Origin of the sequence: Aquibacillus kalidii, assembly GCF_014280935.1 — a bacterium.
In the GTDB taxonomy this organism is placed as follows: domain Bacteria; phylum Bacillota; class Bacilli; order Bacillales; family Amphibacillaceae; genus Aquibacillus_D; species Aquibacillus_D kalidii.
Map to the genome: position 1 here is coordinate 17,137 of NZ_JACLZI010000023.1, position 23,350 is coordinate 40,486.

Annotated in this window: 26 protein-coding genes and 1 riboswitch; of the genes, 15 read left to right on the top strand and 11 right to left on the bottom strand. The window is 35.8% G+C overall.

The annotated features are described in order from the left end of the window. Nucleotides 1-37: 37 nt before the first annotated feature. From H7K77_RS03915 to H7K77_RS03925, 3 genes are all read left to right on the top strand, one after another. On the top strand, nucleotides 38-1,252 hold the full coding sequence (locus H7K77_RS03915) for an NAD(P)/FAD-dependent oxidoreductase (RefSeq protein WP_186576413.1): 1,215 nt from the start codon (nucleotides 38-40) through the stop codon (nucleotides 1,250-1,252). Nucleotides 1,253-1,681: 429 nt separating this feature from the next. Further along, on the top strand, nucleotides 1,682-1,993 hold the full coding sequence (locus tag H7K77_RS03920) for a YuiB family protein (RefSeq protein ID WP_186576414.1): 312 nt from the start codon (nucleotides 1,682-1,684) through the stop codon (nucleotides 1,991-1,993). Nucleotides 1,994-2,074: 81 nt separating this feature from the next. Beyond that, a complete protein-coding gene (locus H7K77_RS03925) occupies nucleotides 2,075-2,764 on the top strand; it encodes a 3D domain-containing protein (RefSeq protein ID WP_235988826.1) in 690 nt (229 codons plus the stop codon). A 67-nt stretch (nucleotides 2,765-2,831) separates the two neighbouring features. On the opposite strand, the gene H7K77_RS03930 is transcribed toward H7K77_RS03925, so the two are convergent. The 3 genes from H7K77_RS03930 to deoD form a co-directional block, all read right to left on the bottom strand. Further along, entirely contained in the window at nucleotides 2,832-3,305 is a 474-nt protein-coding gene (locus H7K77_RS03930) for a divergent PAP2 family protein (protein ID WP_186576415.1), read from the bottom strand. A 235-nt stretch (nucleotides 3,306-3,540) separates the two neighbouring features. Continuing rightward, entirely contained in the window at nucleotides 3,541-3,927 is a 387-nt protein-coding gene (locus H7K77_RS03935) for a hypothetical protein (RefSeq protein WP_186576416.1), read from the bottom strand. 145 nt (nucleotides 3,928-4,072) lie between these two features. Further along, nucleotides 4,073-4,780, bottom strand: a complete 708-nt coding sequence (gene deoD / locus H7K77_RS03940) for a purine-nucleoside phosphorylase (RefSeq protein WP_186576417.1) — start codon at nucleotides 4,778-4,780, stop codon at nucleotides 4,073-4,075. Between the two features lie 274 nt (nucleotides 4,781-5,054). On the opposite strand from deoD, the gene H7K77_RS03945 reads away from it, so the two are divergent. The 3 genes from H7K77_RS03945 to H7K77_RS03955 all read left to right on the top strand — a co-directional run bounded on the left by H7K77_RS03945 (nucleotide 5,055) and on the right by H7K77_RS03955 (nucleotide 7,170). Next, entirely contained in the window at nucleotides 5,055-5,318 is a 264-nt protein-coding gene (locus H7K77_RS03945; RefSeq protein WP_186576418.1) for a phosphocarrier protein HPr, read from the top strand. A 177-nt stretch (nucleotides 5,319-5,495) separates the two neighbouring features. After that, on the top strand, nucleotides 5,496-5,984 hold the full coding sequence (locus tag H7K77_RS03950) for a cation:proton antiporter regulatory subunit (protein ID WP_186576419.1): 489 nt from the start codon (nucleotides 5,496-5,498) through the stop codon (nucleotides 5,982-5,984). Nucleotides 5,985-5,997: 13 nt separating this feature from the next. Then, nucleotides 5,998-7,170, top strand: coding sequence for a cation:proton antiporter (locus tag H7K77_RS03955; protein WP_235988827.1), 1,173 nt, complete (start codon nucleotides 5,998-6,000; stop codon nucleotides 7,168-7,170). 39 nt (nucleotides 7,171-7,209) lie between these two features. On the opposite strand, the gene H7K77_RS03960 is transcribed toward H7K77_RS03955, so the two are convergent. Continuing rightward, the gene (locus tag H7K77_RS03960; RefSeq protein WP_186576421.1) at nucleotides 7,210-7,590 is read right to left on the bottom strand and encodes a kinase-associated lipoprotein B; all 381 of its coding nucleotides are present in this window, start codon (nucleotides 7,588-7,590) and stop codon (nucleotides 7,210-7,212) included. A 95-nt stretch (nucleotides 7,591-7,685) separates the two neighbouring features. Here H7K77_RS03960 and H7K77_RS03965 point away from each other — a divergent pair, with 95 nt between their 5' ends. Then, nucleotides 7,686-7,907 (top strand): hypothetical protein, encoded by a 222-nt coding sequence (locus H7K77_RS03965; RefSeq protein ID WP_235988828.1) that lies wholly within the window; start codon nucleotides 7,686-7,688, stop codon nucleotides 7,905-7,907. 674 nt (nucleotides 7,908-8,581) lie between these two features. Further along, entirely contained in the window at nucleotides 8,582-9,163 is a 582-nt protein-coding gene (locus H7K77_RS03970; protein WP_186576423.1) for a superoxide dismutase family protein, read from the top strand. 30 nt (nucleotides 9,164-9,193) lie between these two features. Here the strand turns inward: H7K77_RS03970 and H7K77_RS03975 are convergent, their stop codons facing one another. After that, on the bottom strand, nucleotides 9,194-10,357 hold the full coding sequence (locus H7K77_RS03975; RefSeq protein ID WP_186576424.1) for a MalY/PatB family protein: 1,164 nt from the start codon (nucleotides 10,355-10,357) through the stop codon (nucleotides 9,194-9,196). Between the two features lie 81 nt (nucleotides 10,358-10,438). Next, on the bottom strand, nucleotides 10,439-11,293 hold the full coding sequence (locus H7K77_RS03980; RefSeq protein ID WP_186576425.1) for an alpha/beta fold hydrolase: 855 nt from the start codon (nucleotides 11,291-11,293) through the stop codon (nucleotides 10,439-10,441). 385 nt (nucleotides 11,294-11,678) lie between these two features. Between H7K77_RS03980 and yugI the strand changes: the two genes are divergently transcribed. After that, the gene (gene yugI, locus H7K77_RS03985; protein WP_186576426.1) at nucleotides 11,679-12,083 is read left to right on the top strand and encodes a S1 domain-containing post-transcriptional regulator GSP13; all 405 of its coding nucleotides are present in this window, start codon (nucleotides 11,679-11,681) and stop codon (nucleotides 12,081-12,083) included. 63 nt (nucleotides 12,084-12,146) lie between these two features. Here the strand turns inward: yugI and H7K77_RS03990 are convergent, their stop codons facing one another. Next, nucleotides 12,147-12,386 (bottom strand): DUF378 domain-containing protein, encoded by a 240-nt coding sequence (locus H7K77_RS03990; RefSeq protein ID WP_186576427.1) that lies wholly within the window; start codon nucleotides 12,384-12,386, stop codon nucleotides 12,147-12,149. Nucleotides 12,387-12,576: 190 nt separating this feature from the next. Between H7K77_RS03990 and H7K77_RS03995 the strand changes: the two genes are divergently transcribed. Together H7K77_RS03995 and H7K77_RS04000 are read left to right on the top strand one after the other, a co-directional pair. Further along, complete coding sequence (locus H7K77_RS03995) at nucleotides 12,577-13,923, top strand: glucose-6-phosphate isomerase (RefSeq protein WP_186576428.1); 1,347 nt, start codon at nucleotides 12,577-12,579, stop codon at nucleotides 13,921-13,923. 151 nt (nucleotides 13,924-14,074) lie between these two features. Further along, nucleotides 14,075-14,476: a YugN-like family protein gene (locus H7K77_RS04000; protein ID WP_186576429.1), complete on the top strand. Its 402-nt coding sequence runs from the start codon at nucleotides 14,075-14,077 to the stop codon at nucleotides 14,474-14,476. Here H7K77_RS04000 and H7K77_RS04005 read toward each other — a convergent pair. Beyond that, entirely contained in the window at nucleotides 14,468-15,469 is a 1,002-nt protein-coding gene (locus H7K77_RS04005; protein WP_186576430.1) for a potassium channel family protein, read from the bottom strand. The genes H7K77_RS04000 and H7K77_RS04005 overlap by 9 nt on opposite strands. Nucleotides 15,470-15,615: 146 nt before the next feature. After that, a complete protein-coding gene (locus tag H7K77_RS04010; protein WP_186576431.1) occupies nucleotides 15,616-16,164 on the bottom strand; it encodes a thioredoxin family protein in 549 nt (182 codons plus the stop codon). Between the two features lie 142 nt (nucleotides 16,165-16,306). On the opposite strand from H7K77_RS04010, the gene H7K77_RS04015 reads away from it, so the two are divergent. Both H7K77_RS04015 and H7K77_RS04020 read left to right on the top strand, forming a co-directional pair. After that, complete coding sequence (locus tag H7K77_RS04015; protein WP_186576432.1) at nucleotides 16,307-17,398, top strand: M20/M25/M40 family metallo-hydrolase; 1,092 nt, start codon at nucleotides 16,307-16,309, stop codon at nucleotides 17,396-17,398. A 78-nt stretch (nucleotides 17,399-17,476) separates the two neighbouring features. Further along, nucleotides 17,477-17,625: riboswitch (FMN riboswitch) on the top strand. A gap of 149 nt (nucleotides 17,626-17,774) precedes the next feature. After that, on the top strand, nucleotides 17,775-18,362 hold the full coding sequence (locus H7K77_RS04020) for an ECF transporter S component (RefSeq protein WP_186576433.1): 588 nt from the start codon (nucleotides 17,775-17,777) through the stop codon (nucleotides 18,360-18,362). 206 nt (nucleotides 18,363-18,568) lie between these two features. On the opposite strand, the gene H7K77_RS04025 is transcribed toward H7K77_RS04020, so the two are convergent. Together H7K77_RS04025 and H7K77_RS04030 are read right to left on the bottom strand one after the other, a co-directional pair. After that, nucleotides 18,569-18,955, bottom strand: coding sequence for a hotdog fold thioesterase (locus H7K77_RS04025; protein ID WP_186576434.1), 387 nt, complete (start codon nucleotides 18,953-18,955; stop codon nucleotides 18,569-18,571). 63 nt (nucleotides 18,956-19,018) lie between these two features. Further along, on the bottom strand, nucleotides 19,019-19,966 hold the full coding sequence (locus H7K77_RS04030) for a 1,4-dihydroxy-2-naphthoate polyprenyltransferase (RefSeq protein WP_186576435.1): 948 nt from the start codon (nucleotides 19,964-19,966) through the stop codon (nucleotides 19,019-19,021). A gap of 247 nt (nucleotides 19,967-20,213) precedes the next feature. Here H7K77_RS04030 and H7K77_RS04035 point away from each other — a divergent pair, with 247 nt between their 5' ends. Together H7K77_RS04035 and menD are read left to right on the top strand one after the other, a co-directional pair. Next, nucleotides 20,214-21,602 (top strand): isochorismate synthase, encoded by a 1,389-nt coding sequence (locus H7K77_RS04035; RefSeq protein ID WP_186576436.1) that lies wholly within the window; start codon nucleotides 20,214-20,216, stop codon nucleotides 21,600-21,602. After that, entirely contained in the window at nucleotides 21,603-23,348 is a 1,746-nt protein-coding gene (menD, locus tag H7K77_RS04040) for a 2-succinyl-5-enolpyruvyl-6-hydroxy-3-cyclohexene-1-carboxylic-acid synthase (protein WP_186576437.1), read from the top strand. It begins immediately after the preceding gene. Nucleotides 23,349-23,350 lie beyond the last annotated feature (2 nt).

Below are 23,350 nucleotides of genomic sequence, written 5' to 3' on the forward strand. Positions count from 1 at the left end.
ATTTTAAAAATAAATAAAATAAATGGAAGTGATTGAATTGAATAAACCAAAGATACTTATCCTTGGGGCGGGATATGGTGGTTTAACTACAACTGTTAAATTGCAAAAAAAACTCGGTGTTAATGATGCTCATATTACACTTGTAAATAAACATGATTACCATTATGAGGCAACATGGTTACATGAAAATGCTGCTGGTACATTACATCATGATCGAAGTAGAGTGAAAATTAAAGATTTACTTAATAGTAGTAAAGTTAACTTTGTTCAAGATACGGTTGTTGCTATTAAACCGGATGAGAAGAAAGTTGAATTAGAAAATGATGTGCTTGATTATGATTATTTGGTTGTAGCATTAGGATTCGAAGCGGCGACGTTTGGTATTCCAGGATTGATTGAAAATGCCTTTACGATTGGAAGTATTAACCAAGCAAGGTTAATCAAACAGCATATCGAGTACAACTTTGCTATGTATAATAACGAACCTGAGCCGAAACAAGAAAGATTAAATATTGTCGTTGGTGGCGGAGGCTTTACTGGAATCGAGTTTCTTGGTGAAATTGCTAATAGAATTCCTCAACTTTGTGAAGAGTATGATATTGACCGTAGCAAAGTAAGAATTATAAACGTTGAGGGAGCTCCATCGATTTTACCAGGTTTTGATCCGCAGCTAATTGAATATGCCATGAATTCTTTAGAATCAAGAGGCGTGGAATTTAAGTTAGGTGCGCTTTTAAAAGAATGTAAGCCAGATGGGATTGTAATTGAAAAAGATGGTGAATTAGAGGAGATTCCAACCGTCACCACAATTTGGGCTGCAGGTGTACGAGCTAATAGTCTTGTTGAAAAGTCCGGACTAGAACATAACCGTGGTAAAGTAGAAGTGAAACCAGATCTACGTGCGCCATCACATGAGGATGTATTTGTTGTGGGTGACTGTGCATTAATCTGGAACAAAGATAATGACAGACCATATCCTCCAACTGCACAAATTGCAATGCAAGAAGCAAGTGTATGTGCACATAACCTTGCAGCTTTAGTTAAAGGTGGAGAACTAGATAACTTTGAATTTAACAACATGGGAACTGTTGCCTCACTAGGGCATGGCGATGCAATTGGTGTGATCTTAGGTGATAAGAAGTTATTCGGTTGGTCTGCCTCTGTTATGAAAAAGATTATTGATAATCGATCATTATTCAAAATTGGTGGAATTGGACTAGTTCTTAAAAAAGGAAAGTTTAATATATTTTAATGAAAAAAAGACTTGATTCGTTAAGGCTTAATTAGCCTAGAATCGAGTTCTTTTTTTGTAGTTTATGAAATTATAAAATCTGCTAAATGTGGATAACCTGCATAATTAGCCTCGTCCAGCTCCGAGAGCCAGCGACTAGCGAGACTTCCCTCGCCTTCGTACAATAACAATTCAACGCTTAGTCGAATTTCCGAAATCACTTTGTTCACCGTGTTGCCTTTATCTCCTACGGCTCAGTCCAAATGTTTTCGGTGGGACGAGTAACCGCAGTCCCAGTCCGTACGTCGCTTACCTGCGCTCTGTGCTTTTGTTTCTTAAAGTACTGGATTACTATTAATTGTTGTTTCCTATAAAAGAGATTGCTTGCGCTTTTCTAGTTATCATAATAGAATGATTTGGACATGAAATTTTTGGCAAAGGGGAAAGAACATGATACAGTTGGTCGTTTCTGTTGTATTATTTTTCGTATTGTTTTTTGGTTTATCTTTCATTTTAAATATGCTCTTACGAAGAACATGGATTATGGCGTTTATATTTCCAATCGTGGTTCTTTTAATTGTTGATACATTTCCTATCTCAACTTACTTTACTGATCCAGTCTCGGCATTTCAAATTGTTGGAGACCGATTTGTAGGATTAAAGGTTCATGATGTAGTTATACTTCTATCAGGACTTTTAGGAACAATTGTATCGGGAATTGTAATTAAAAAATTACGCAAAAGCGGATATCAAATGTTCTAATCTCTAATTGAATTAAAATCTATAATGTATAAAACCTTTTTATATTGGAAATGATGACACCCAGAGAGGTGTTATCAGATTATGAAAAAGTTATTAAAACGAATTACAATGACTACACTATTTTTAAGTGCGCTCTATACTACTGTTTTGAATGTATCAAATGTTTCCGCAGCGAAAATCTCTACCGATGATAATTATCAGTACACGGAGGAGCAATCGATCGTTTATGGGGTCCAGCCAATAAGTAAAGTCACGCTTGAAAAGAAGGCATTGAATCATAAGCAAGCTAGAACAACCTATATTTCTAGTCAACAAGTAGATGGTCCTAAAACATTAGAAGATACAATAAACCTAGATAAATATCCTAGCTCAGTTGTAACTGCAACAGGGTATACTGCTGGTGTAGAATCAACGGGTAAAACACAGGATCATCCAGAATACGGAATTACCTATTCTGGTGTTAAAGTTAAAAGAGATATTTATTCTACAATAGCAGCAGATTTGGATGTTTATCCTATTGGAACGATTTTGTATGTTCCGGGGTATGGATATGGTGTTGTAGCTGATAAGGGTGGAGCCATTACAGGTAACAAGATTGATTTGTATTATCCAACTGTTGAGCAAGTATATGAAGAGTGGGGTAAGAAACAGGTTGAGGTTTACCTTATTGAAAAAGGCGAAGGCCATTTAACCGAAGAAGTACTTAATAGTTTAAATGAAACCGAGGCACTGCAAGTATTTAGAGAACAATATAGAAAAGTTAAAGAATAATGAAACGGAAGCCCCCTTTGAAATAAGGGGGCTTATGTATGCACTTATATAAGCTTGTCATTTCATTCTAAAATAAGGGGTAGATTAGTAAAGATAGTATAATGCCAGTTATACCACCAAAAAACACTTCAATTGGTTGGTGGCCTAACAACTCTTTTAGTTCTTTCTGTTTTTCATAAACACCCTTCTTAGACCAATCTTTCGCCTCTTCAATAAAATAATGAAAGTCCTTTACTAGCATGTTCAGAATGATAGCTTGTTCACCAGCGTGTCTTCTAACTCCGGAGGCATCAAACATAGTTATAATACTAAAAATGCAGGAAACAGCAAATAATCCGGAAGAGACACCATGATCAAGACCGATCCCCGTTGTCAATGCTGCAACTGCAGCTGAGTGGCTACTGGGCATTCCCCCCGTGCTAAAAGCAAGGCCGGGTTTAAATTCCCTAGTGGCAATATATTGTATCGGAATTTTTACTACTTGTGCAAAAACAATAGCTATAAGCGCTGCCCATAATGGGAAATTCGAAAACAATTCCACTAACTTAACATCCTTTCTCTTAGTTGTATTATTAACGATAGCTTACCCTTACATAAAATCGTTAAACTAATAAAGTAACAAGATTTTTTTTGATTATAACATACTAAAATAAAGAATGTATTGTGATTGATACGGACGAGAAAGGATCTTTACAGTGATTTAACAGAACAGGACAATCTAACAAGTAAATGCGTTGTCTAATACATAATTGTCCCGTTCCGCATTATATCTGACACTACCATTGTAAAGCTAGAGTAAGTTTGCAACATTCGATATTATCTACCTGGTTAATTAAAAGTAATCGAATTCCATCTGGGTTATAAGTAACGTCAACAGGTCTTGTTATACCAACATCTTTTATATATTCCTTTACTTTTTCAGTTTGTGATTGCTGAGCAGCATTCATGATGTTTACTGCAAAGCTATCAGAGTTAGAGAATGCATGGATTAACTTATCTGCATCTTCCATAAGTGGCTTGAATGCTTTTGCGCTTTGTTGTAGGCGAGATGTATCCACTTCTGGATATGGGGATGGGTTTCTAGTTGAATAAGCTTTTCGATTACAAATGGCATATGTTGGCTTATGATAATGATGGGCTGTACTGTACACATGATAATTCATTTAAGGGCCTCCCTTTTCATTTGCTCTTTTTTCGTGTTGTTGCTCAAAGTGCTTTTTATAAAATATGTAAGGCATTCTTAAATAGTGTTCACAACATTTTAGCTCAAAAAAAAAGACCACAGAAATCGTGATCTTCTCAACTAAATTATTTTATAGCTGCATCTAATGCTACTTCAATCATGTCATTAAATGTAGTTTGGCGTTCTTCAGCTGACGTTTCTTCACCAGTGATCATGTGGTCAGATACAGTCAAAATGGATAACGCTTGACGATTAAATTTGGTTGCTAGTGTGTACAGTGCAGTCGTTTCCATCTCTATAGCTAATACGTTATATTTATCTAATAGCTCCAATAATTCTGGTACATTATCACGGTAGAAGCTATCGCTAGTAAAGACATTACCAACTTTTAGTTTTAAGCCTTTTTCAACACCAGTGTCATAAGCATTTTTTAACAAATCAAAGTCAGCAGTAGGAGCAAAGTCAATTCCACCAAATACCATTCTGTTCATTTGTGAGTCAGTGGAAGAGGTAGAAGCTATAATGACATCTCTTACCTTAACGTCTTTTTGAATCGCTCCGCATGTTCCTACTCGGATTAATTTTTGTACATCATAGCTTTGAATTAATTCATTAGCATAAATAGATATAGAAGGTACTCCCATACCTGTACCTTGCACTGAGACTCTTTCACCTTTATATGTGCCTGTGTAACCATACATCCCTCTGACTTCATTATAACAAGTTGCGTCTCTAAGGAAATTATCAGCTATATACTTTGCTCTTAGCGGATCACCTGGCAAAAGAATTTTATCAGCTATATCGCCTTTTTTTGCTCCAATATGTACACTCATTTTAATGTCCTCCTTAAATGGGTTTATACCATAAATTAAAGTATCATAACATTAGCTAGAAAACAAATGGCAACCCTAGTATTATCTATAAATACCATTCATATAATAAATAATGAAATCGTTTTAAAAAGTATTGCTTTTTTATTCCTAAACGTTATTATTTCGTATATAATAAGTTTAGTGACGTAAATCACATAGAAATAGTATTGTACTGTTTCTATCATTACCATACATGCTTTAGCAGTTTGTTTTTACTTAAGGGAGGAATAATAAAATGAAAGAACAGAAATTTACGATTACGGATGAAACAGGAATTCACGCAAGACCTGCTACTTTGCTAGTAAATAAAGCTGGTCAATATGAATCTCAAGTTGAGCTTCATTACAATGGCAAAGCTGTTAATTTAAAATCTATCATGGGTGTTATGTCACTTGGTGTACCCAAAGGTGCCGAAATTACAATTACGGTTGAAGGTACTGACGAAGAGCAGGCTTTAGAAGGCATTGCGGACACAATTAGAGAACAGTTAGGTGAATAGTAAGTAAAAAAGCTAGTTGATATTTATCTTCTAGCTTTTTTATTTTACCTCTAAATAGGATTTATAATCGTATTTGTAATATAAGTTATTATTAGCTAGTATTAACTTGTAGTATCTTATATGAATACAATGCCATAGGATTTCTATTAATTAAGTGTTGAAGAGGTGTTTTAAATAATGAATGTATCTGTTTCACAATTGCCAGGTATTGGTCAAAAAATTACTTTAAAGACTGCAGAGGACAGTATGCTTGTCGTAATCGTGCATCATACAGGGAAGAGGGAACTTTACTTTTTTGATGATGCTGATAGTGATGAAGCTGATTTTGCTATGGATTTAACACCTGATGAAACAAGGGAGTTAGGCGCGCAACTTTTAGGTGCGACTTATCAGCCTGTTGATGCAGACCAGTTAAAAATGTTTAAGAAACAAATTGTAATTGATTATATTAAGCTTTCAGCGAAATCCCCGATTGCGAATCAATCATTAGAAGAATCGAGTATTAGAAATAGAACAGGTGCTACCGTGATAGGGATTGTTCAAGGTGGAGAAATGACAGCCATTCCAGATATAAATAGAAAATTGGAACCAGGAGACGTCCTAATGGCTATAGGAAAAAAAGATCAAATTTTAGACCTTGAAGCGCTTTGTAAAGGAGAGGAATGATTTTATTTTGCATATGGATTTTCCAACACTGCTAGGAGCGGGATTAGTATTACTTGGCATTTTCTATTTAGGTTTTTTAAGTCTAAAAATTAAATTTCCGAGTGTTATTCTTTATATCTTATTTGGTGTAGTTTTAGCGGATAGGTTGTCCCATAACGAATTACTCGAATTTTCTAGTGAGATAGGAATTGTATTACTATTTTTTATTCTAGGGCTAGAGTTTAGTATTAAAAGGCTGGGCTCTATTGCTGTTAAGATTTGGCCATCAGGCTTATTAGATGTTTTCTTAAGTTTAGGCATTTCAATGTTAATTGCAATATGGTTTGGGATGGATCCTTTTAGTGCATTTATAGTTGGTGGAATAGCATATGCAACAAGTTCATCTATTACAGCAAAATTGTTGGATGACAAGAGTCGTATGGCAAATACAGAAACAGAATTCATGCTTGCTATTTTAATCTTTGAGGACCTCATCGCACCAATAATTATTGCCGTGCTAATTGGGTTAAATGCAGGAGGAGAATTCCAGTCATCAGATCTCCTGATCGTACTAGGTAAGGTTGTTGCATTGGGAGCATTTGCAATAGTACTCAGTAAAACAGTCTTTAAACATTTTGATAGGCTATTAGATAAAATCGAGGATGAAGATTTTAAAATTGCTTTGTTAGTTGGGATAGCAATCGCTTTTGGAGGATTAGCTTTATACTTAGGACTTTCAGAAGTACTTGGTGCATTCTTAGCAGGAATGATGTTAGCAGAGATTGGGAATATTCAACGGGTAGAACATGTTGTTATTCCAATAAGGGACTTGATGTTGCCAACCTTTTTTGTGTTTTTCGGTACTTCCATTAACTTAGGTGATGGATTACCGATGCCATTATTTCTTCTTATTCTTTTAGTCTGGTCAGTGATAGCGAAAGTATTAGTAGGAATAATAGGTGGCCGCTGGTACGGGCTTTCCAAAAAAGTTTCTTTAAGAGCGGGTTTATCATTATGTGCAAGAGGTGAATTTTCAGTAGTAATAGCAAGCGTTGCAGCTGGAACAGTGAAAATCATTGGTGGGATTTATGTTGTAGCAGCAGCCGTTATTGGAATGCTTTTATTTGATCAAGCGCCCAAAATAGCAAACAAAGTATATGGAAAAAAGAAAAAAACAAATAAGGATCTACGTGTACCTGGGACTTAGTAAAGCCTGCCTCGATTTAAAAAGGAGGCAGGTACGTGTTTATTTGAAATATTCATTTTCTAATTGATCTATACTTGCTAGCGCTTTTTGATTAAATTCTGAATCCTTCTCTTGAAGTTTAGATCGTAGTTTGTGAATAGCATCTTTTAAAGATTCGTTAAAGCTTGGAACTGTATCTGAATAAGGATGAACAGCAGATTTAGAAACGTTCATTTTTTCTTGATAGCTAAGTGCTTTTCTTTGATGAAAAAAGACACCTTCTGTTTCTCCAAAGTTGTGAAGATCACCCTGTAATGGATGTTTCACTACGGCGAGTACTTTTATTAAATATTTTTCCCCGCGGTCTTCCATCACTTCACCAATGTACGAACCTGATCTATAATGCGCACGTACGATATCACCGTTTTTAGCGTCATCCATGTTTTAACCTCCAAGTTTTTTTGATACTATTATCATGCCAAAGCATGCGAATTAGTACAAGTATTTTAACTGTTAGACTGGAATAGTTAAAACGGATGAAAACGCAAATTTTGAAAAATAAGGAAGTGGTAACTATGATGGAGTTTCTTTACTTTCCGGAAGATAAAACCAAATATATCCCTGCAGTATTATCGTTACTTATCTTTGCAATAGGTGCTGTGGTTACGATGTATTTGATTCATAAATCATCCAAGAAAGAAGAAAAGAGATTTAATGATCAATATGAAATTCAGAAAGATACCGAGCGTAATTCTTAGGGGATTGTTTGTAGTTCCAACATTTTATTTTAATTATTTTGTTGCTTTTTTATTGCATAGTTGAGATAAAATCATTAGCAATTGCATTCTTTAATTAACTGAGTGCAAAAGCGACGCTGTAGATTGTGACTTGAAAGGAATTCTAACGTCGCGAAATTAGAAAAACTATAAGAATTCGCTTCGTTAGAGGGCAGTTAACGTCGCGAAATTAGAAAAACTATAAGAATTCGCTTCGTTAGAGGGCAGTTAACGTCGCGAAATTAGAAAAACTATAAGAATTCGCTTTGTTAGAGGGCAGCTAACATTGCGAAATTAGAAAAACTATAAGAATTCGCTTTGTTAGAGGGCAGTTAACGTCGCGAAATTAGAAAAACCATAAGAATTCGCTTTGTTAGAGGGCAGCTAACGTCGCGAAATTAGAAAAACTATAAGAATTCGCTTTGTTAGAGGGCAGCTAACGTCGCGAAATTAGAAAAACCATAAGAATTGCTTCGTTATATCGCCTATCTTATTTCTAACTGGAGAGTCTATGGAAAATGCAAAAAGTAATCAATCTTATAATAATTTAAGAAATAGGGTGGGATGGACTATTTTGATGCTAATGCTTCTATGGTTATTGTTTGTTTTTCTTGGCAATACTAGTTTTGTAAAGCCAAGAAAGGGAGTTTTCTACCATGAGGAGAAGCATATCTATTTGGATTATTAGTTTATGCATTTTTTTAGTTGCATGCCAAACCGATGAACGAACACCAATAGATGTTACCATGTATAATATTTCTAATGATGCCATCGGTACTGCAACGTTATCTGAGCAACCAGATGGGGTTAAGGTAAAACTATCACTTGAAGGGTTAGAAGAAGGTTTTCATGGTATTCATGTCCATGAATATCCTAAATGTGAAGCACCTGACTTCAAGACGGCTGGTAATCATTTTAATCCAGAAGGAAAAGAACATGGGTTAATGCACCCGGAAGGTTCTCATTTGGGTGATTTACCTAATATAGAAGTAGATTCAGATGGGATAGTTGAAGCAGAACTGACATTAAGCGGAGCAACACTAATGGATGGTAAAAATAGTCTGTTAAGACAGGACGGAACATCACTTATCATTCATGCTACTAAAGATGACGGCATTAGCCAACCAGCTGGAGAGGCAGGGGAAAGGGTAGCTTGTGGTAAAATATCCTTGGATGAGAAAAATAGTAATCCTCCTACTGATCCAACCGAATCGAATAAAGAAAAAGAAGAGAAATAGGTACAAGATGTACCCTATTTCTCTTCTTTTTTACGAATTTATTGCGGTCAAGATACGTTTGATACCTTCCTTTACAGTCACTGTTGGACAGGCGATGTTCATTCTCATGAATCCTTCTCCTTCTTCCCCGAAGCTTTTACCGTCGTTTAGTCCGACTTTTGCTTTTTCTTGCATAAAGTTCTTTAAATCATCATGTGTTAGACCTAGTTTGCGACAATCCATCCACAAAAGGTAAGTTCCTTCAGGTGGAACGATAGAAATCTCTTGTCTATCCTTAAAGGCATCAATTACTAGTTGTTTATTTGTTTCTAATACGGAAAGCAATTTTTCTAGCCAGGGCTTACCGTGTTGATAAGCTGCATCTAATGCAGTTATCCCCATTGTATTTAACATTGTCAATCCTTGTTTCTTCAAAAAATCATTTATCTTCTCCCTAATATTCTTATCAGCAATGACCGCATAAGATGCTTGAAGACCAGCCAAATTAAAAGTTTTTGTAGGTGACATACAGGTTATCGTCTGTTCGTTAATTTCGTCTGATAATGAAGCTATGGGAATATGGAAGTTACCATCAAAAATTAAATCTGCATGAATCTCGTCTGAAAAAATGGTGACATCGTGTTTTTTACATAGTGCAGCCATTTTAGCGAGTTCTGGTTTAGACCATACTCTTCCAACGGGATTATGTGGGTTACATAAAATAAAGACTTTCACACCTTGTTTCAACTTAGCCTCGAAATCTTCAAAGTCAATCTCGTACCGATTATTCACTAATTTAAGAGGGTTCGTCACCAATTTTCTATCATGGCTACTCACTAGATCATAAAATGGCGGATACACAGGAGTTTGGATCAGAATCCCATCGTCTACGTTAGTTAAAGCTTGGACGGCGATATGTAAGGTAGTAACGACTCCAGGGCTGTATATGAGCCATGACGGTTTAATCTGCCAATTATGCCTATCCTGAACCCAATTAGAGATTGTTTTGTGTAAGGCGGTGTCCGTGTATGTGTAACCAAAAACCCCATGCTCAGCTCTCGATACTAAAGCTTCTGTTACAGCATTTGGTGTAGGAAAATCCATGTCAGCTACCCACATAGGCAATACATCTTCAGAACCGTACAAAGAATGGACTAAATCCCATTTTACAGAACGGGTTCCTTTACGGTCTGGTACATTCTCAAATAATGTCATCATTTAATCCCCCTTTTCATGAGTCCATTATATAGAAGAGTATCAGGGATTGGAAATAGTTGAATTTGATCCTTACCTTAACTAATCAAGGTGTGAATGATTAAGGACATCCCCTGCTTTTATGCAATCACAAATGACATGTGGAACTTCTTCGGGTAATAAATGTCCAGCATTTCGAAAGGTACATAATTCAGCATTTGAAAGATCCCTGATAAGTTGATAAGCTATTCTAACAGGGAGGATCTCATCTTTCTTTCCCCAAAAGATACTACATTCTGTTTTAATTTCATGTAGGTGGTCTTCTTTTAAATCTCCTTCTCTGTCCCTTACCATTTTTGCAAGACAAGCATATATCTTTTTGTCAGAAAATGGTTTCTTATACTGATTTAACATCTCTTCTGTTATCATGTCATCATTATAAAGGGACTGCCGAATCGTATGGTAAACACCTTTTCGTTTCATTAATTTTCTAATAAAGGTTGTAAAAAAAGGCAGGGAACTTACGAAATAACTCAGTTTATCTGACTTTTTCATGTAACTTGATGGTGCAAGTAATATGAGCTTTTTTATTCTATCTGGATAGTGATACGCACACGTTAATGCAATTTGGCCTCCCATTGAATGACCTACTAATTGTGCCTGTTTGATGTTGTGTTCATTCATAAAGTGAATGATTAAATCGGCCATATTTTTATAGGAGTAAAGAAAGGTGTTAATGCGATCACTATCACCAAATGGTGGCAGGTCAAGGGTAATAATATTATAGTTGTCAATTAATAATGGGATCATCTTCCGGAAACTATATTGAGATGAAAGAAATCCGTGGACAAAAATTAAATACTCTTTACTTGAATGATCTCCTGTTTGGTGTAGTTGGTAACATATTTTGCTTCCCTTATAGGATATATATTTGTTTTGAGCATTGTTGTTTGACATAGAAGATTACTCCTTTATTGCATTCACATACTGTTAATAAGAGAAATGAATTAGTAAAAAGTATTTCTTTTATATAAAAAAATAAGCAAAGCGATGGTATCGCTTTGCCTCTCACAGGGGGAATACGAGAAAGTCTTACACTAATGAGTATTACCGAAAAATTACAAGTTTAAACCAATTATTTAAATGAATTCTAAATATAATTTTTGCCTTTAAGTTCTTGTATGTGCTAAAATTAATAATTGCGTATATCCTTATTACTACTCCAATATTAATCTGGAACAAAAATATAAGGTAGTTAACGAATCGGGAGCTAAAGCCTCTGGGCAAACTAGAGGTGACGTAACACAAAAAAAGTATTGAAAAAAGTCGGGAGATGTTCAACATGGCAGAAAATTTTACTGAAGGTCAAGTTATTGAAGGAAAAGTTACAGGTGTTCAGCCTTATGGAGCGTTTGTAGCTCTAAACGATGAAATACAAGGCTTGGTTCATATTTCAGAAGTAACACACGGATTTGTTAAGGATATTAATGAATTTCTTACTGTAGGAGATGAAGTAAAGGTTAAAGTTCTTTCTATAGATGAAAAAAGTAATAAATATTCTCTATCTATTCGCGCTACAGAAGAGGCTCCAAAACAAACAGAAGCAAAGCCTAAGTCTAAGAAAGTGAAACAACAGTCTACTCAACAAACTCAGTCAGATGTAGAACCAGGGTTCAATACGTTAAAAGACAAATTGAACGACTGGATTAAGCAATCTGAAGAACGTGAGAATACGTTTAAGAAGTAATATAGGAAAAGGCCTTTCGGAGTAAAATTCCGAAAGGCCTTTTTTGTATCAAGCTAAGCTATTCTATCGCTCAGCTCTAGGTTCTCTGCGATCTGCTAACTCTTCTGATGGTTTAAACAGAAGTGAAAGACAGATTAGCCCACTAATACCAACTAGTGTGTATATAACTCGCGCAAAGGCACCGCTTTGTTCACCGCCACCGAAAAGGGCAGCTACTAAGTCAAACTGAAACAAGCCAATAAGTCCCCAATTAATGGCACCTATAATGATTAGTAGTAAAGCTATGCGTTTCAAAGCACTCATGCACGCTTCCTCCTTATGTTCCATTAATACATCGCTCTAATAAAAACGATGCTTCACTTTTATAATGACTAATTTTAGATAATTTATGTATCGGACTAACGAAATGAAATAATTCGTGCACTTCTTCACTTGATTTAAGTAGTAGGTTTAGGTAAATTAAAAGGGAGATTATAAATATGGAGGGTAAATAATGACACATGTCCGTTTCGAGTATGGTAAAGCGTTATCTTTCTTTGGTGAACATGAAGTAGAATATTTAAAAGAACCAGTAAAATTAGCCCACCAAGCTATACATAATAAAACAGGTGCTGGTAGTGATTTTCTAGGTTGGGTTAACTTACCAACTGATTATGATAAAGAGGAATTCAGCAGAATTAAAAAATCAGCAGAAAAGATTAAAGCAGATTCCGATGTTTTACTTGTAGTAGGTATCGGGGGTTCTTACTTAGGTGCACGCGCAGCTATTGAGATGCTAAATCATTCTTTTTACAACGAATTAGCAAAAGATCAAAGAAAAACGCCTCAAGTATTTTTTGTTGGTAATAGTATCAGTGCACCATATATCAATGATTTGTTTGATTTACTTAAAGATAAAGACGTTTCGGTTAATGTAATTTCTAAAAGTGGTACAACAACGGAACCTGCGATTGCTTTTCGTATTTTCCGCAAGTTCCTTGAAGAAAAATATGGTGTTGAAGAAGCAAAAGGTAGAATTTATGCAACAACAGATAAAGCAAAGGGTGCTTTGAAAACTTTAGCAACTGAAGAGGGCTATGAAAGCTTCGTTATTCCTGATGATGTTGGGGGCAGATATTCTGTTTTAACAGCTGTGGGACTTTTACCTATTGCGGTAAGTGGTGTTGATATTGATACAATGATGGAAGGCGCTCAAAAGGCTCAACAAGAATTAAGTGAAGATGATATTGCCAAAAACCCTGCCTATCAATATGCAGCTGTTCGTAATGTTCTTTACAACAAAGGTAAAACTATTGAGATGTTAATTAATTATGAGCCAAATCTTCAATATTTTGCGGAGTGGTGGAAGCAACTTTTCGGTGAAAGCGAAGGGAAAGATTTTAAAGGAATCTATCCATCTTCTGCAAACTTCTCAACAGATTTACACTCATTAGGTCAATATGTTCAAGAGGGCCGCAGAGACTTATTCGAAACAGTTCTACATGTTGAAGAGCCGAAGTCCAATATCACACTTGAAAAAGAAGATCAAGACTTAGATGGACTTAACTATTTAGCAGGTAAAACAGTTGATTATGTTAATGAAAAAGCATATCAAGGAACGATGCTAGCTCATACAGATGGACAAGTTCCAAACTTAATTGTTCATTTACCAAAGCTTGATGCTTATACTTTTGGGTATGTTGTATACTTCTTTGAAAAAGCATGTGCAATTAGTGGCTACCTTCTTGGCGTTAATCCTTTTGATCAACCAGGTGTAGAAGCGTATAAGAAAAATATGTTTGCATTACTTGGGAAACCAGGATTTGAAAAAGAAAAAGAAGAGCTTGAAAAAAGACTTTAATATAAAAAGAAACGGTGATTTGGAGGAAATTCCTAATCACCGTTTCTTTTTTGAATTCGTTACGTTTCTTTATTATCTAGTGTAATTAGAAACATAAAAAAATTCTAGAAGGGTATAGTAAATGTAAACAGCAAAAGGGAGTTATTTATCTATGATTCCAATTTCTTCAAGTTTAGAAAATAAAGTGTTTCCGTTATATGAATTAGAAAAGCAGCTTAAACCACTCGGCTATGTTGTTGGTGGTAGCTGGGATTACGATGAGGGTGCGATGGATTATAAAATGGCAGATGAGGATGGATATCAATTTTTGAGAATACCATTCAAAGTGGAAGAAGGAATGCTTGACTCACCAGGAGCGATTGTTCGTTTAGGAGCTCCTTTTATCTTAACCCATAAGTATCAAGATGATGTAGAGGCTCATGCGGATAATGGTGTTTTGCAAGGATCCGTGAATCAGTTTCAATCTCCAATTGACCCTGATTCAGATGTCCCCACTAAATATGTTGAAAAAGGCAAACGATTAATAGAACAAATAGAAAATATGCTAATGTAAACTTTTTAAAAATATTAATACATCACCAGTTTTAAGTTTACATTCAGGAGGAGGGTTTAACCAATACTCTCCTTCTCTTTTCATTCCAATAAGAAGTTTCTGTCTAGTTAATTGGTCTGTTAAACACACGTGAAATGTTTTACCATGTAAGTGATCAGGTAAGACATCCTGGGTAAACTGTTGATTTGCTAGTACATCTAAAAGCAACTCAAAAGGTTTCACAGGAGTTTCTCTATAAATTTCCCTGAAAAATAATGTACTCATAAAATCATTGGAACGGATCACCGTATCTGCTCCAGCTCGTTTTGCATTTGAAATTTGCTCTTTAATTAATATTTCCGTTATGATAAATAAATTAGGATTATTTCCTCGCATTGCTACCGTTGATAATATACTTGATTGATCTGCCTCTTGTTCTTGTTTGGATGGATCGGAAGTTATAATCGCATATCTAGCTTCCTTAACATTCGCTTTACTCAATACGTCATCCTCTGCTGCACTACCACGAATGAAATGAATATGGCTTTGTCTGTAAGATAAATTTGAAAGGGTTCTATCTATTAAGACAATCTGTTCTTCTTTATCGTGCTTTAGGATCATATCAATCAATTGTTTTGTCCGTTCATTCCAACCAACTAAAATAATGTGATTTTTTCCTCTATAGCCGACTTTTCCTTCAGATAAGTCGTGTTCACGCTTGATAGTCCCAGCTGATATAGTAGCCATATAAAAAGTAATTAGTCCACCACCTGTCAAAATGAGAAGGATTGCAATCATTTTCCCAGTAATGGTTAAGGGGACATAGTCACCATAACCGACCGTGGAACCTGTAATGAAAGCCCACCAAACGCCATCGAAAATAGAAGGAAAATGGGTTGGTTCAACAAAGTGTATCATAACCCCAAACAATATCATTATTAGAAAAACAGTTGATATAAGCCTAAATAGAATAGGCATACGAAAATATACTTGTAAAAATCTATGTAAATACATTTAGTTTTCACCTTTTTGTGTTTTTGTTATTGAGTATGGCCAAAACTTTATTTATATATAATTTAGATATCAAAACTTAATAAAAAGTATTGTTAGCGATTATATCTATAAAAAAAAAACAGCCCAACCTTGGACTGTTTTTTTTATTAAGAGAGGGCTTGCTTTAAACTTTGGTAGACCTCGTCCCAAAAATCAGTATTTTCTCTATAAGCTTTAGTAATAAACGTGAATAGTTCTTTTTGCTTTTCCTCAAAATCTGCTGCTTCTTTGTCAGGTAGACCAGCTCGAGAATTATCGATGAAATCTTGAATTTCTTTAGCGCGTGGTCCCCATTTTGCTACTTCTTCTCCGTCATTATTAATAAAAATGAAGATTGGAATAGATCGTGCTGTTCCATTTGTTAAATATTGATCCATTAATTCTAGGTTTTGATCTCTAGGTAATAGTTTAATATCCATATTTGTTTCCTGTGCAATTCGGAACAAGATTGGCACATTCATCATTGCATCGCCACACCAATCCTCAGTAATGACAATACCTCTTAACTTTTTGTCTCGAAGCTTATTGAAGAAGGCTTCATCTTGTGGTAGTAAAAAATTATCATATACATGAAGAAGGTTTTCTTTATGTTGTTCCATAGATTCAATATATTCATCTGGATCCATACCTTTTTTAAACCATTGTTCTAAACTCATTAGTTCTCACTCCTAGTTTTGAAATTTTATTGGTGAGTTTACAGGTGTTGCTTAGCTCTAAATATAGTCTATATAACATAACTAAATAAGTAAAAGTTTTGGTCTTAGTACGATATATTTATTAAATTCGTAACTTTTTGATATGATAATAACAGATTTAAAGGAGGTCATACATTTGGAAAAAGAGAGATTAGATTTTTTATTGGAATTATTGAAAACACCATCACCGTCTAGTATGGAAATGGAAATTCAAAAGAAATGGATTAATTATGTTAAGCCATTTGCTGAGGAAATCATCACAGATAATGCTGGTAACGCAATTGGGGTACTTAATAAAGATGCCGAATTTAAAATTCTCTTAGCAGGTCACTGTGATGAAATAGCATTAGTAGTAAATCGTATTGATGAACAAGGCTTTTTACACTTTGATAAAATGGGGGGAATCAACCCAAAAGCCGCAGTAGGCATGAAGGTGAATGTACTTGGTACACATCAACAGATTAAAGGTGTGATCGGTGTTAATGCACAGCACCATGGCGGTATTAAAGGTGATTTTGACTTGGATGAATTATTCATCGACTGTGGAGCCAAGTCAAAAGAGGAAATGGAAAAATACGTTCAGATTGGTGATTTAGCTGTTTATGATCGTGAGCCAGAAATGTTAATGGATAGATACATAGCTGGTAGGGGTCTGGATAATAGAACGGGAGCGTTTATTGTTGCAGAGGTTCTAAGAAGACTTTCTGAAAAGAATTTAAATGTAGGTGTATATGCTGCAAGTACCGTAAACGAAGAGACAAATATGGGTGGTGCTTATTTTGCAGCAGCAGGAATTGAGCCAACGGTAGCTATTGCTTGCGATGTTACATTTGCAACGGACTATCCTAACGTTAATAAAAATAAATATGGGGATGTTCGTTTAGAGAAAGGGCCAGTTCTTGCAAAGGGTGCACCAATTAATATAAAGATGAATAAGCTTCTAGAAAAGGCTGCCCGTTCATTAGACATGGCTGTTCAATACGAATTAACACCGAGGATGACAGGAACGGATGCAGATAAAATGCGTTTAACTGGACGTGGCGTCCCAGTTAGTTTAGTATCATTACCATTGAGGTATATGCATTCTCCAGTGGAAACAGCTAGTATCAAAGACATTGACGAGGAAATTGAACTACTTGTAAAAATGATTGCTGATCTTTCTGGATCAGAGAGTTTAAATCCACTAGAGGACTAAGTTAGTTAAAACATTCACAAAGTTATACTTCACAAATTTTAATTAGCATAGTATAATAAAACTATAATTTAATATCGATTCTATCTTCGGGGCAGGGTGTAATTCCCGACCGACGGTGATGAGTGGTTTACCACTCTTAGTCCGTGACCCGCATTAGCAATGCTTTTGCGGTGGACCTGGTGCAATTCCGGGACCGACAGTTAAAGTCTGGATGGGAGAAGATAAGGAGCAAATAAGGTATGTTTTTTGATACCTTTATTTCCTGATACATGTATACCCTAAAGCCCCATAGGTTTTAGGGTTTTTTGTCGTTCAGGTGCTCTCCCTTCATCAAATGCAAGATTAGAATCGATAAAAGATGAAGGAGGAATAGATGATGCAAAACAATAAGACGCAATCATCAAAATTGTTAAAACTTATACTTTTCGCTTTACTAGGTACGATCTCTATGTTGTTAATGTTCTTGAAGTTCCCACTACCGTTTTTGCCTTCATATCTAACAATAGATTTTAGTGACGTGCCAGCTTTATTAGCAGCATTGTTGTTTAGTCCGGTTGCTGGTGTCATAGTTGAGTTAGTTAAAAATCTGTTACATCTTATCATTGGTGGAGGAGAACCTGTTGGTGTAGCTGCGAATTTCTTAGCTGGTATATTGTTCGTTGTACCTGTTTCCGTTCTATACCATAAGTTCAAAGGTGTTAAGAGCCTTGTTTCGGGTTTAGTTACTGGAACAGTAGTGATGGCAATTGGCATGGGAATATTAAATTATTTCTTAATTTTACCAGCTTATAGCTTATTTATGGGAATGGAAGAAATGGCTATTCCTACTGTTAAATGGGCTACAGTAATTGGTGGTATTCTACCGTTTAATGCGATAAAAGGTGTCATAGTTGGGGTATTATTTGTTCCTGTATTTGCGAAACTCCGACCTTGGCTTGAAAAGAAACGATTAACATTAAATTAAATATGAAAATATAAAAAGGCTATCGTCTATTGGACGGTAGCCTTTTGTGATATTGTTCAGAACGAAAGGAGATATCTGCACTAAATCTACCCAATCGTCGCGCTTTTTCGAATGGAAAGGATATATCTGCATTAATCCATCCCGATCGCTGCGCTTTTTGGAATGGGAAGGAAAAATCTGCACTAATCCAGGTCAAACGCTGCGCTTTAGCCCTTAATCGGGACTACTGCAACGGTACATCTTGCTATTGATATAAGAGCTTCTTGCTCATCCATAATTTTAATTTCCCAAACCATTGTGTTTTTACCTATATGGATTGGTTTTGCCAATCCTCTGACCCATCCATCTCTTTTACTCTTAATATGATTTGCGTTTATTTCTAATCCGAAGATATGGAATTTGGTAGTATCTACATTTAAGGAAGCCCCAATGCTTGCAGCTGTTTCCGCTAATGCAACACTTGCACCGCCATGTAAAAAGCCCATTGGTTGATGTGTTCTTTCATCAACTGGCATTTTTATCTTAACTAATTTTTTGTCTAAAGATTCTATTTCCATCCCTAATGTATTCATCAGTGTTTTGTCAAAGTTCATAATAATCCTCCTACCCAGTACTTTAGAAAATAAGAAAAACGACAAGTGCCGATCCACTTGTCGTTATAAAGATAAAGGAATAAATATTTGAATTAAGAGCGATATTCCTAATAGAAAACCATAAAAGGTATTTGTTTGAGCGGTCGCCTTCATGGCAGGCATCATTTCTATGTTTGTTGATTTGTTTTTAAAACCGTTCACCGCATTAATTGCCTTTTTAATACTAAGAAAAGCAATAAGTGACCATATTGGTAGTAATCCGAAAATGATAAAAAGGACTGTTGCTACATAACTAGCTGTAAAGCTTCCTGCCAATAAGGCAACTGCATTCTTTTTTCCAATGAGGATTGCAATTGTCTTTCGGCCATTTTCTTTGTCTCCATCTAGGTCGCGAATATTATTTGATAGTAAAATGGTTCCGATAAATATAGCGATCGGTATGGAAATTAAAACAACTTCAGGTGTAATCGTTAATGTCTGGATAAAATAGCTAATGCCTATAATAATGGTGCCCATAATAAATCCCGAGAAAAATTCCCCAAATGGTGTGTAAGCTATCGGGTAAGGTCCACCAGTATAAAGGTAGCCTAGTAGCATGCAAACCAATCCAATCGCACATATCCACCAACTTGATTCTAGACAAATATAAACACCTAATAACATTGATAATGCAAAAAATAAGAGTGCTAGGTTTAATACAGTTTTTGGTTTAACACCATCACGTACAATTGTTCCACCGATACCAACTGAACGTTCATTATCTAACCCACGTACAAAATCATAGTATTCATTAAACATATTTGTTGCAGCTTGAATAAGCATGGCTGCTACTAACATCGCAGCAAATAGCAAAAAGTTAATAGAACCATCTAAAATTGCTAACATTGTTCCTACAAAAACGGGAATAAATGAAGCCGTTAATGTATGTGGTCTGAGCAGTCTCCACCAGACATGAAAGCCTGGCTTTTCATTTAAGCTAGCGTTTAATGTATTCTCCTCAAGCGATTGCATTGAAAGTTCTCTCTCCCTTACTAACCCCTAGAAATGCGAGTAATATCATATTAAGTTTATGGAATCAATCGTATAGTGTCAAATTATCTTTAACATTTATTTGTATGTAAATAGTACCAATAGTTGAGAAACCTAAAGAAAGGGAATAAAATAGTATAGAAAAGCATTATTAATTTAAATTAGTATTGGTTTATAATATAATGAAACTCGCTTATAGTAATGCCCTATTTATATTGGAGGGTTTTTGATGATTCAAACAGAAGTAAAGAGTCTGGAAGAGGCTCTAGATGAAGCAATAGTTATGGCAAAAACAAAACAAGCACCACAACTGTTAAGTATATCCGAACAAATAGATAATGTAGAACCGATTGCGTTCTTCACTAAGGCAGACGATATAAAAGGGGATCGTGTCTTTTGGTTAAGTTCAGAAGATGAGTTTTATCTCGTTGGGGCTGGACAGGCCTATTCGATTAAAGCTGATTCAGATAGATTTGTGGAAATGGAGAAGCAGTGGAATAAACTACTTTCGGATGCAATTATTATTAATCCTTACAAGCTTCCAGGTACTGGTCCCATTGCCATTGGAGGATTTGCATTTGACCCTCTGAAAGAACAAACAGCATTATGGGACCATTTTGGAGGCAGCCTGTTTAGGGTGCCTACTTATTTGTTAACGGTTATAGACGGCTTTTGTTATTTAACAATAAATATAATTGTTCATAAAGAAGATCATGCTAAACAATTATTATATACAATTAATAAAAATAAACAGCATTTACTAAATGATCATTTCACCTTACCAAAATCCCCCTCTATCACGGCAAAAGAAGAGGTTAATCCGCATACTTGGAAACAACTTGTTCTAAAAGCAACAAAAGAGATCAAAGACGGGCAAGCCAATAAAATTGTTTTGGCTAGAGAAATGAAAGTCAAGTTTGAAAAAGATGTAGCAATTGCTCCCATTGTTAAGCAATTGATAGATACGCAAACAAATAGTTATATTTTTGCTATTGAAAATGAGCAAACTTGCTTTATAGGGGCTACACCTGAGAGGTTGGTTCGTGTTGAAGATCAAAAGCTTTTGTCTACTTGTCTGGCAGGGACTGCACCAAGAGGAAAGACATTAGAAGAAGATATCCAAATAGGCCAGTGTTTGTTAACCGATCCGAAAAATCGAGAAGAACATGATTTTGTAGTTAAAATGATTAGTAAGGCTATTTCTGATTATTGTGAAAATATTAATGTACCGAGTGAACCAATAATTTATCCCTTGAAAAATCTACAACATCTGTTCACTCCTGTTAAAGGAACGTTGAAGAAGGGTAACAGTATCATCGATATAGTTAAACAACTGCATCCAACGCCTGCATTAGGCGGATTACCTAGGGGGAAATCACTAACTTTTATACGAGCAAATGAAGAGTTGGATAGAGGATGGTACGGGGCTCCTGTCGGGTGGTTAGACGCATACGAAAATGGAGAGTTTGCTGTTGCGATTCGGTCCGCGTTGTTGCGGGGAAGTCAGGGCTCTCTCTTTGCAGGTTGTGGTGTTGTAAAAGATTCCGATCCTGAGGCTGAATATCAAGAAACTACTATTAAATTTACACCAATGCTATCAGTTTTAGGGGGAGAATAAATGGAATACACTGAAAAACTAACAAGATATGTAGCCAATTTTGTGGATGAGTTATTCAGAAGTGGACTCTCCAATGTTGTCATTTCCCCTGGTTCAAGATCTACTCCATTAGCATTAACTTTTGCAGAGCATCCAGATATTACCCACTGGGTAAATATGGATGAACGTTCTGCTGCTTTTTTTGCTTTAGGGATGGCTAAACAATCGAAACAACCTGTGGCGCTAATCTGTACCTCTGGAACTGCAGCGGCTAATTATTACCCTGCTATTGTGGAGGCGCATTATGATCGAGTGCCACTAGTTGTATTAACTGCTGATCGACCTCATGAGTTGCGAGATGTTGGAGCCCCTCAGGCTATCGAACAAATTAAAATGTATGGGGATTATGTCAAATGGTTCCATGAGATGGCCCTTCCTGAAGCGACAGATTTCATGCTTAAGTATGTGCGTGGTAAAGCGTCTAGGGCAGTACATAATGCTGTTCACGGTAATCCGGGACCAGTCCATTTGAATTTTCCCTTTCGTGAGCCACTTGTACCAGTTTTCACCTTAGACAATCTATGGGGAGACGTATATCAAAATCGTGCTTTTCATTCTAACTACATTGGAAAACGTTCATTGGAAAACGTTCAATTAGATGAAATAATTTCAGCTCTAAGAAATTATAAACGTGGTCTGATTGTATGTGGACCGCAAAATGATGCTGGCCTTGCTAAGGGAATTGTTGCATTAGCAGAAGCTTATGACCTTCCAATTTTGGCTGATCCACTATCTCAATTACGAGCAGGCAAACATAGTAAAGCAAACATTATTGAATGCTATGATTCGATATTAAAAAGTAAACAAGTACGTGAACTGCTAGAACCTGAATTTATTATCCGGTTTGGTGCTATGCCAATATCGAAACCATTTTTATTGTTACTAAAAGAGAACGAGCATGTTAAACAAATTATTATCGACGATGAAGAAGGTCATAGAGAGCCCACCGGTTCATCGGCACAATTTGTATATGCTGATCCATCCAAGTTATGTGAACAATTAGTTGAATACAAGATGAACTTTGACTTGGATTGGAAGGAAATGTGGATTGGTTTAAATAAATCTACGAGCAAGCTTTTATCTAAAGATGAATCTGATCAAGAGTTGTCAGAAGGAGGAACTGTTCGTTATATATCAGAGGCTATTCCAAATGATACGACATTGTATGTTGGGAATAGTATGCCTGTTAGAGATCTAGACACTTTTTTCCTGGTAAACACCAAACAAATTACTGTATTGGGTAATCGTGGTGCGAATGGGATCGATGGTATCACATCTAGTGCACTTGGTGCTGCAGCACTTGGTAAACGTGTGACTCTTTTGATTGGAGATTTATCTTTTTTTCATGACTTTAATGCGTTATTGATTGCAAAACAATATCATATTAACTTGACAGTAGTACTAGTTAATAATAATGGTGGAGGGATATTTTCCTTTCTGCCTCAAGCAAAGGAACAATCGGAGCATTTTGAAGTATTATTCGGAACGCCGCTTAATATTGATTTTAAACCTATCATCACGATGTATAATGGAGCATATCATGTACCAAACAATTGGGATGAGTTCAGTAAGGCCTTAACGGAAAGTTATGATCATGCTGGTTTAACGGTTATCGAAGTACAAACAAACAGACAAGAAAATGTTCATTGGCATCAAGCGAAATGGAGCAACATTGAAAAAATACTGCTTGAGCAATTAAAGGGGTGAGC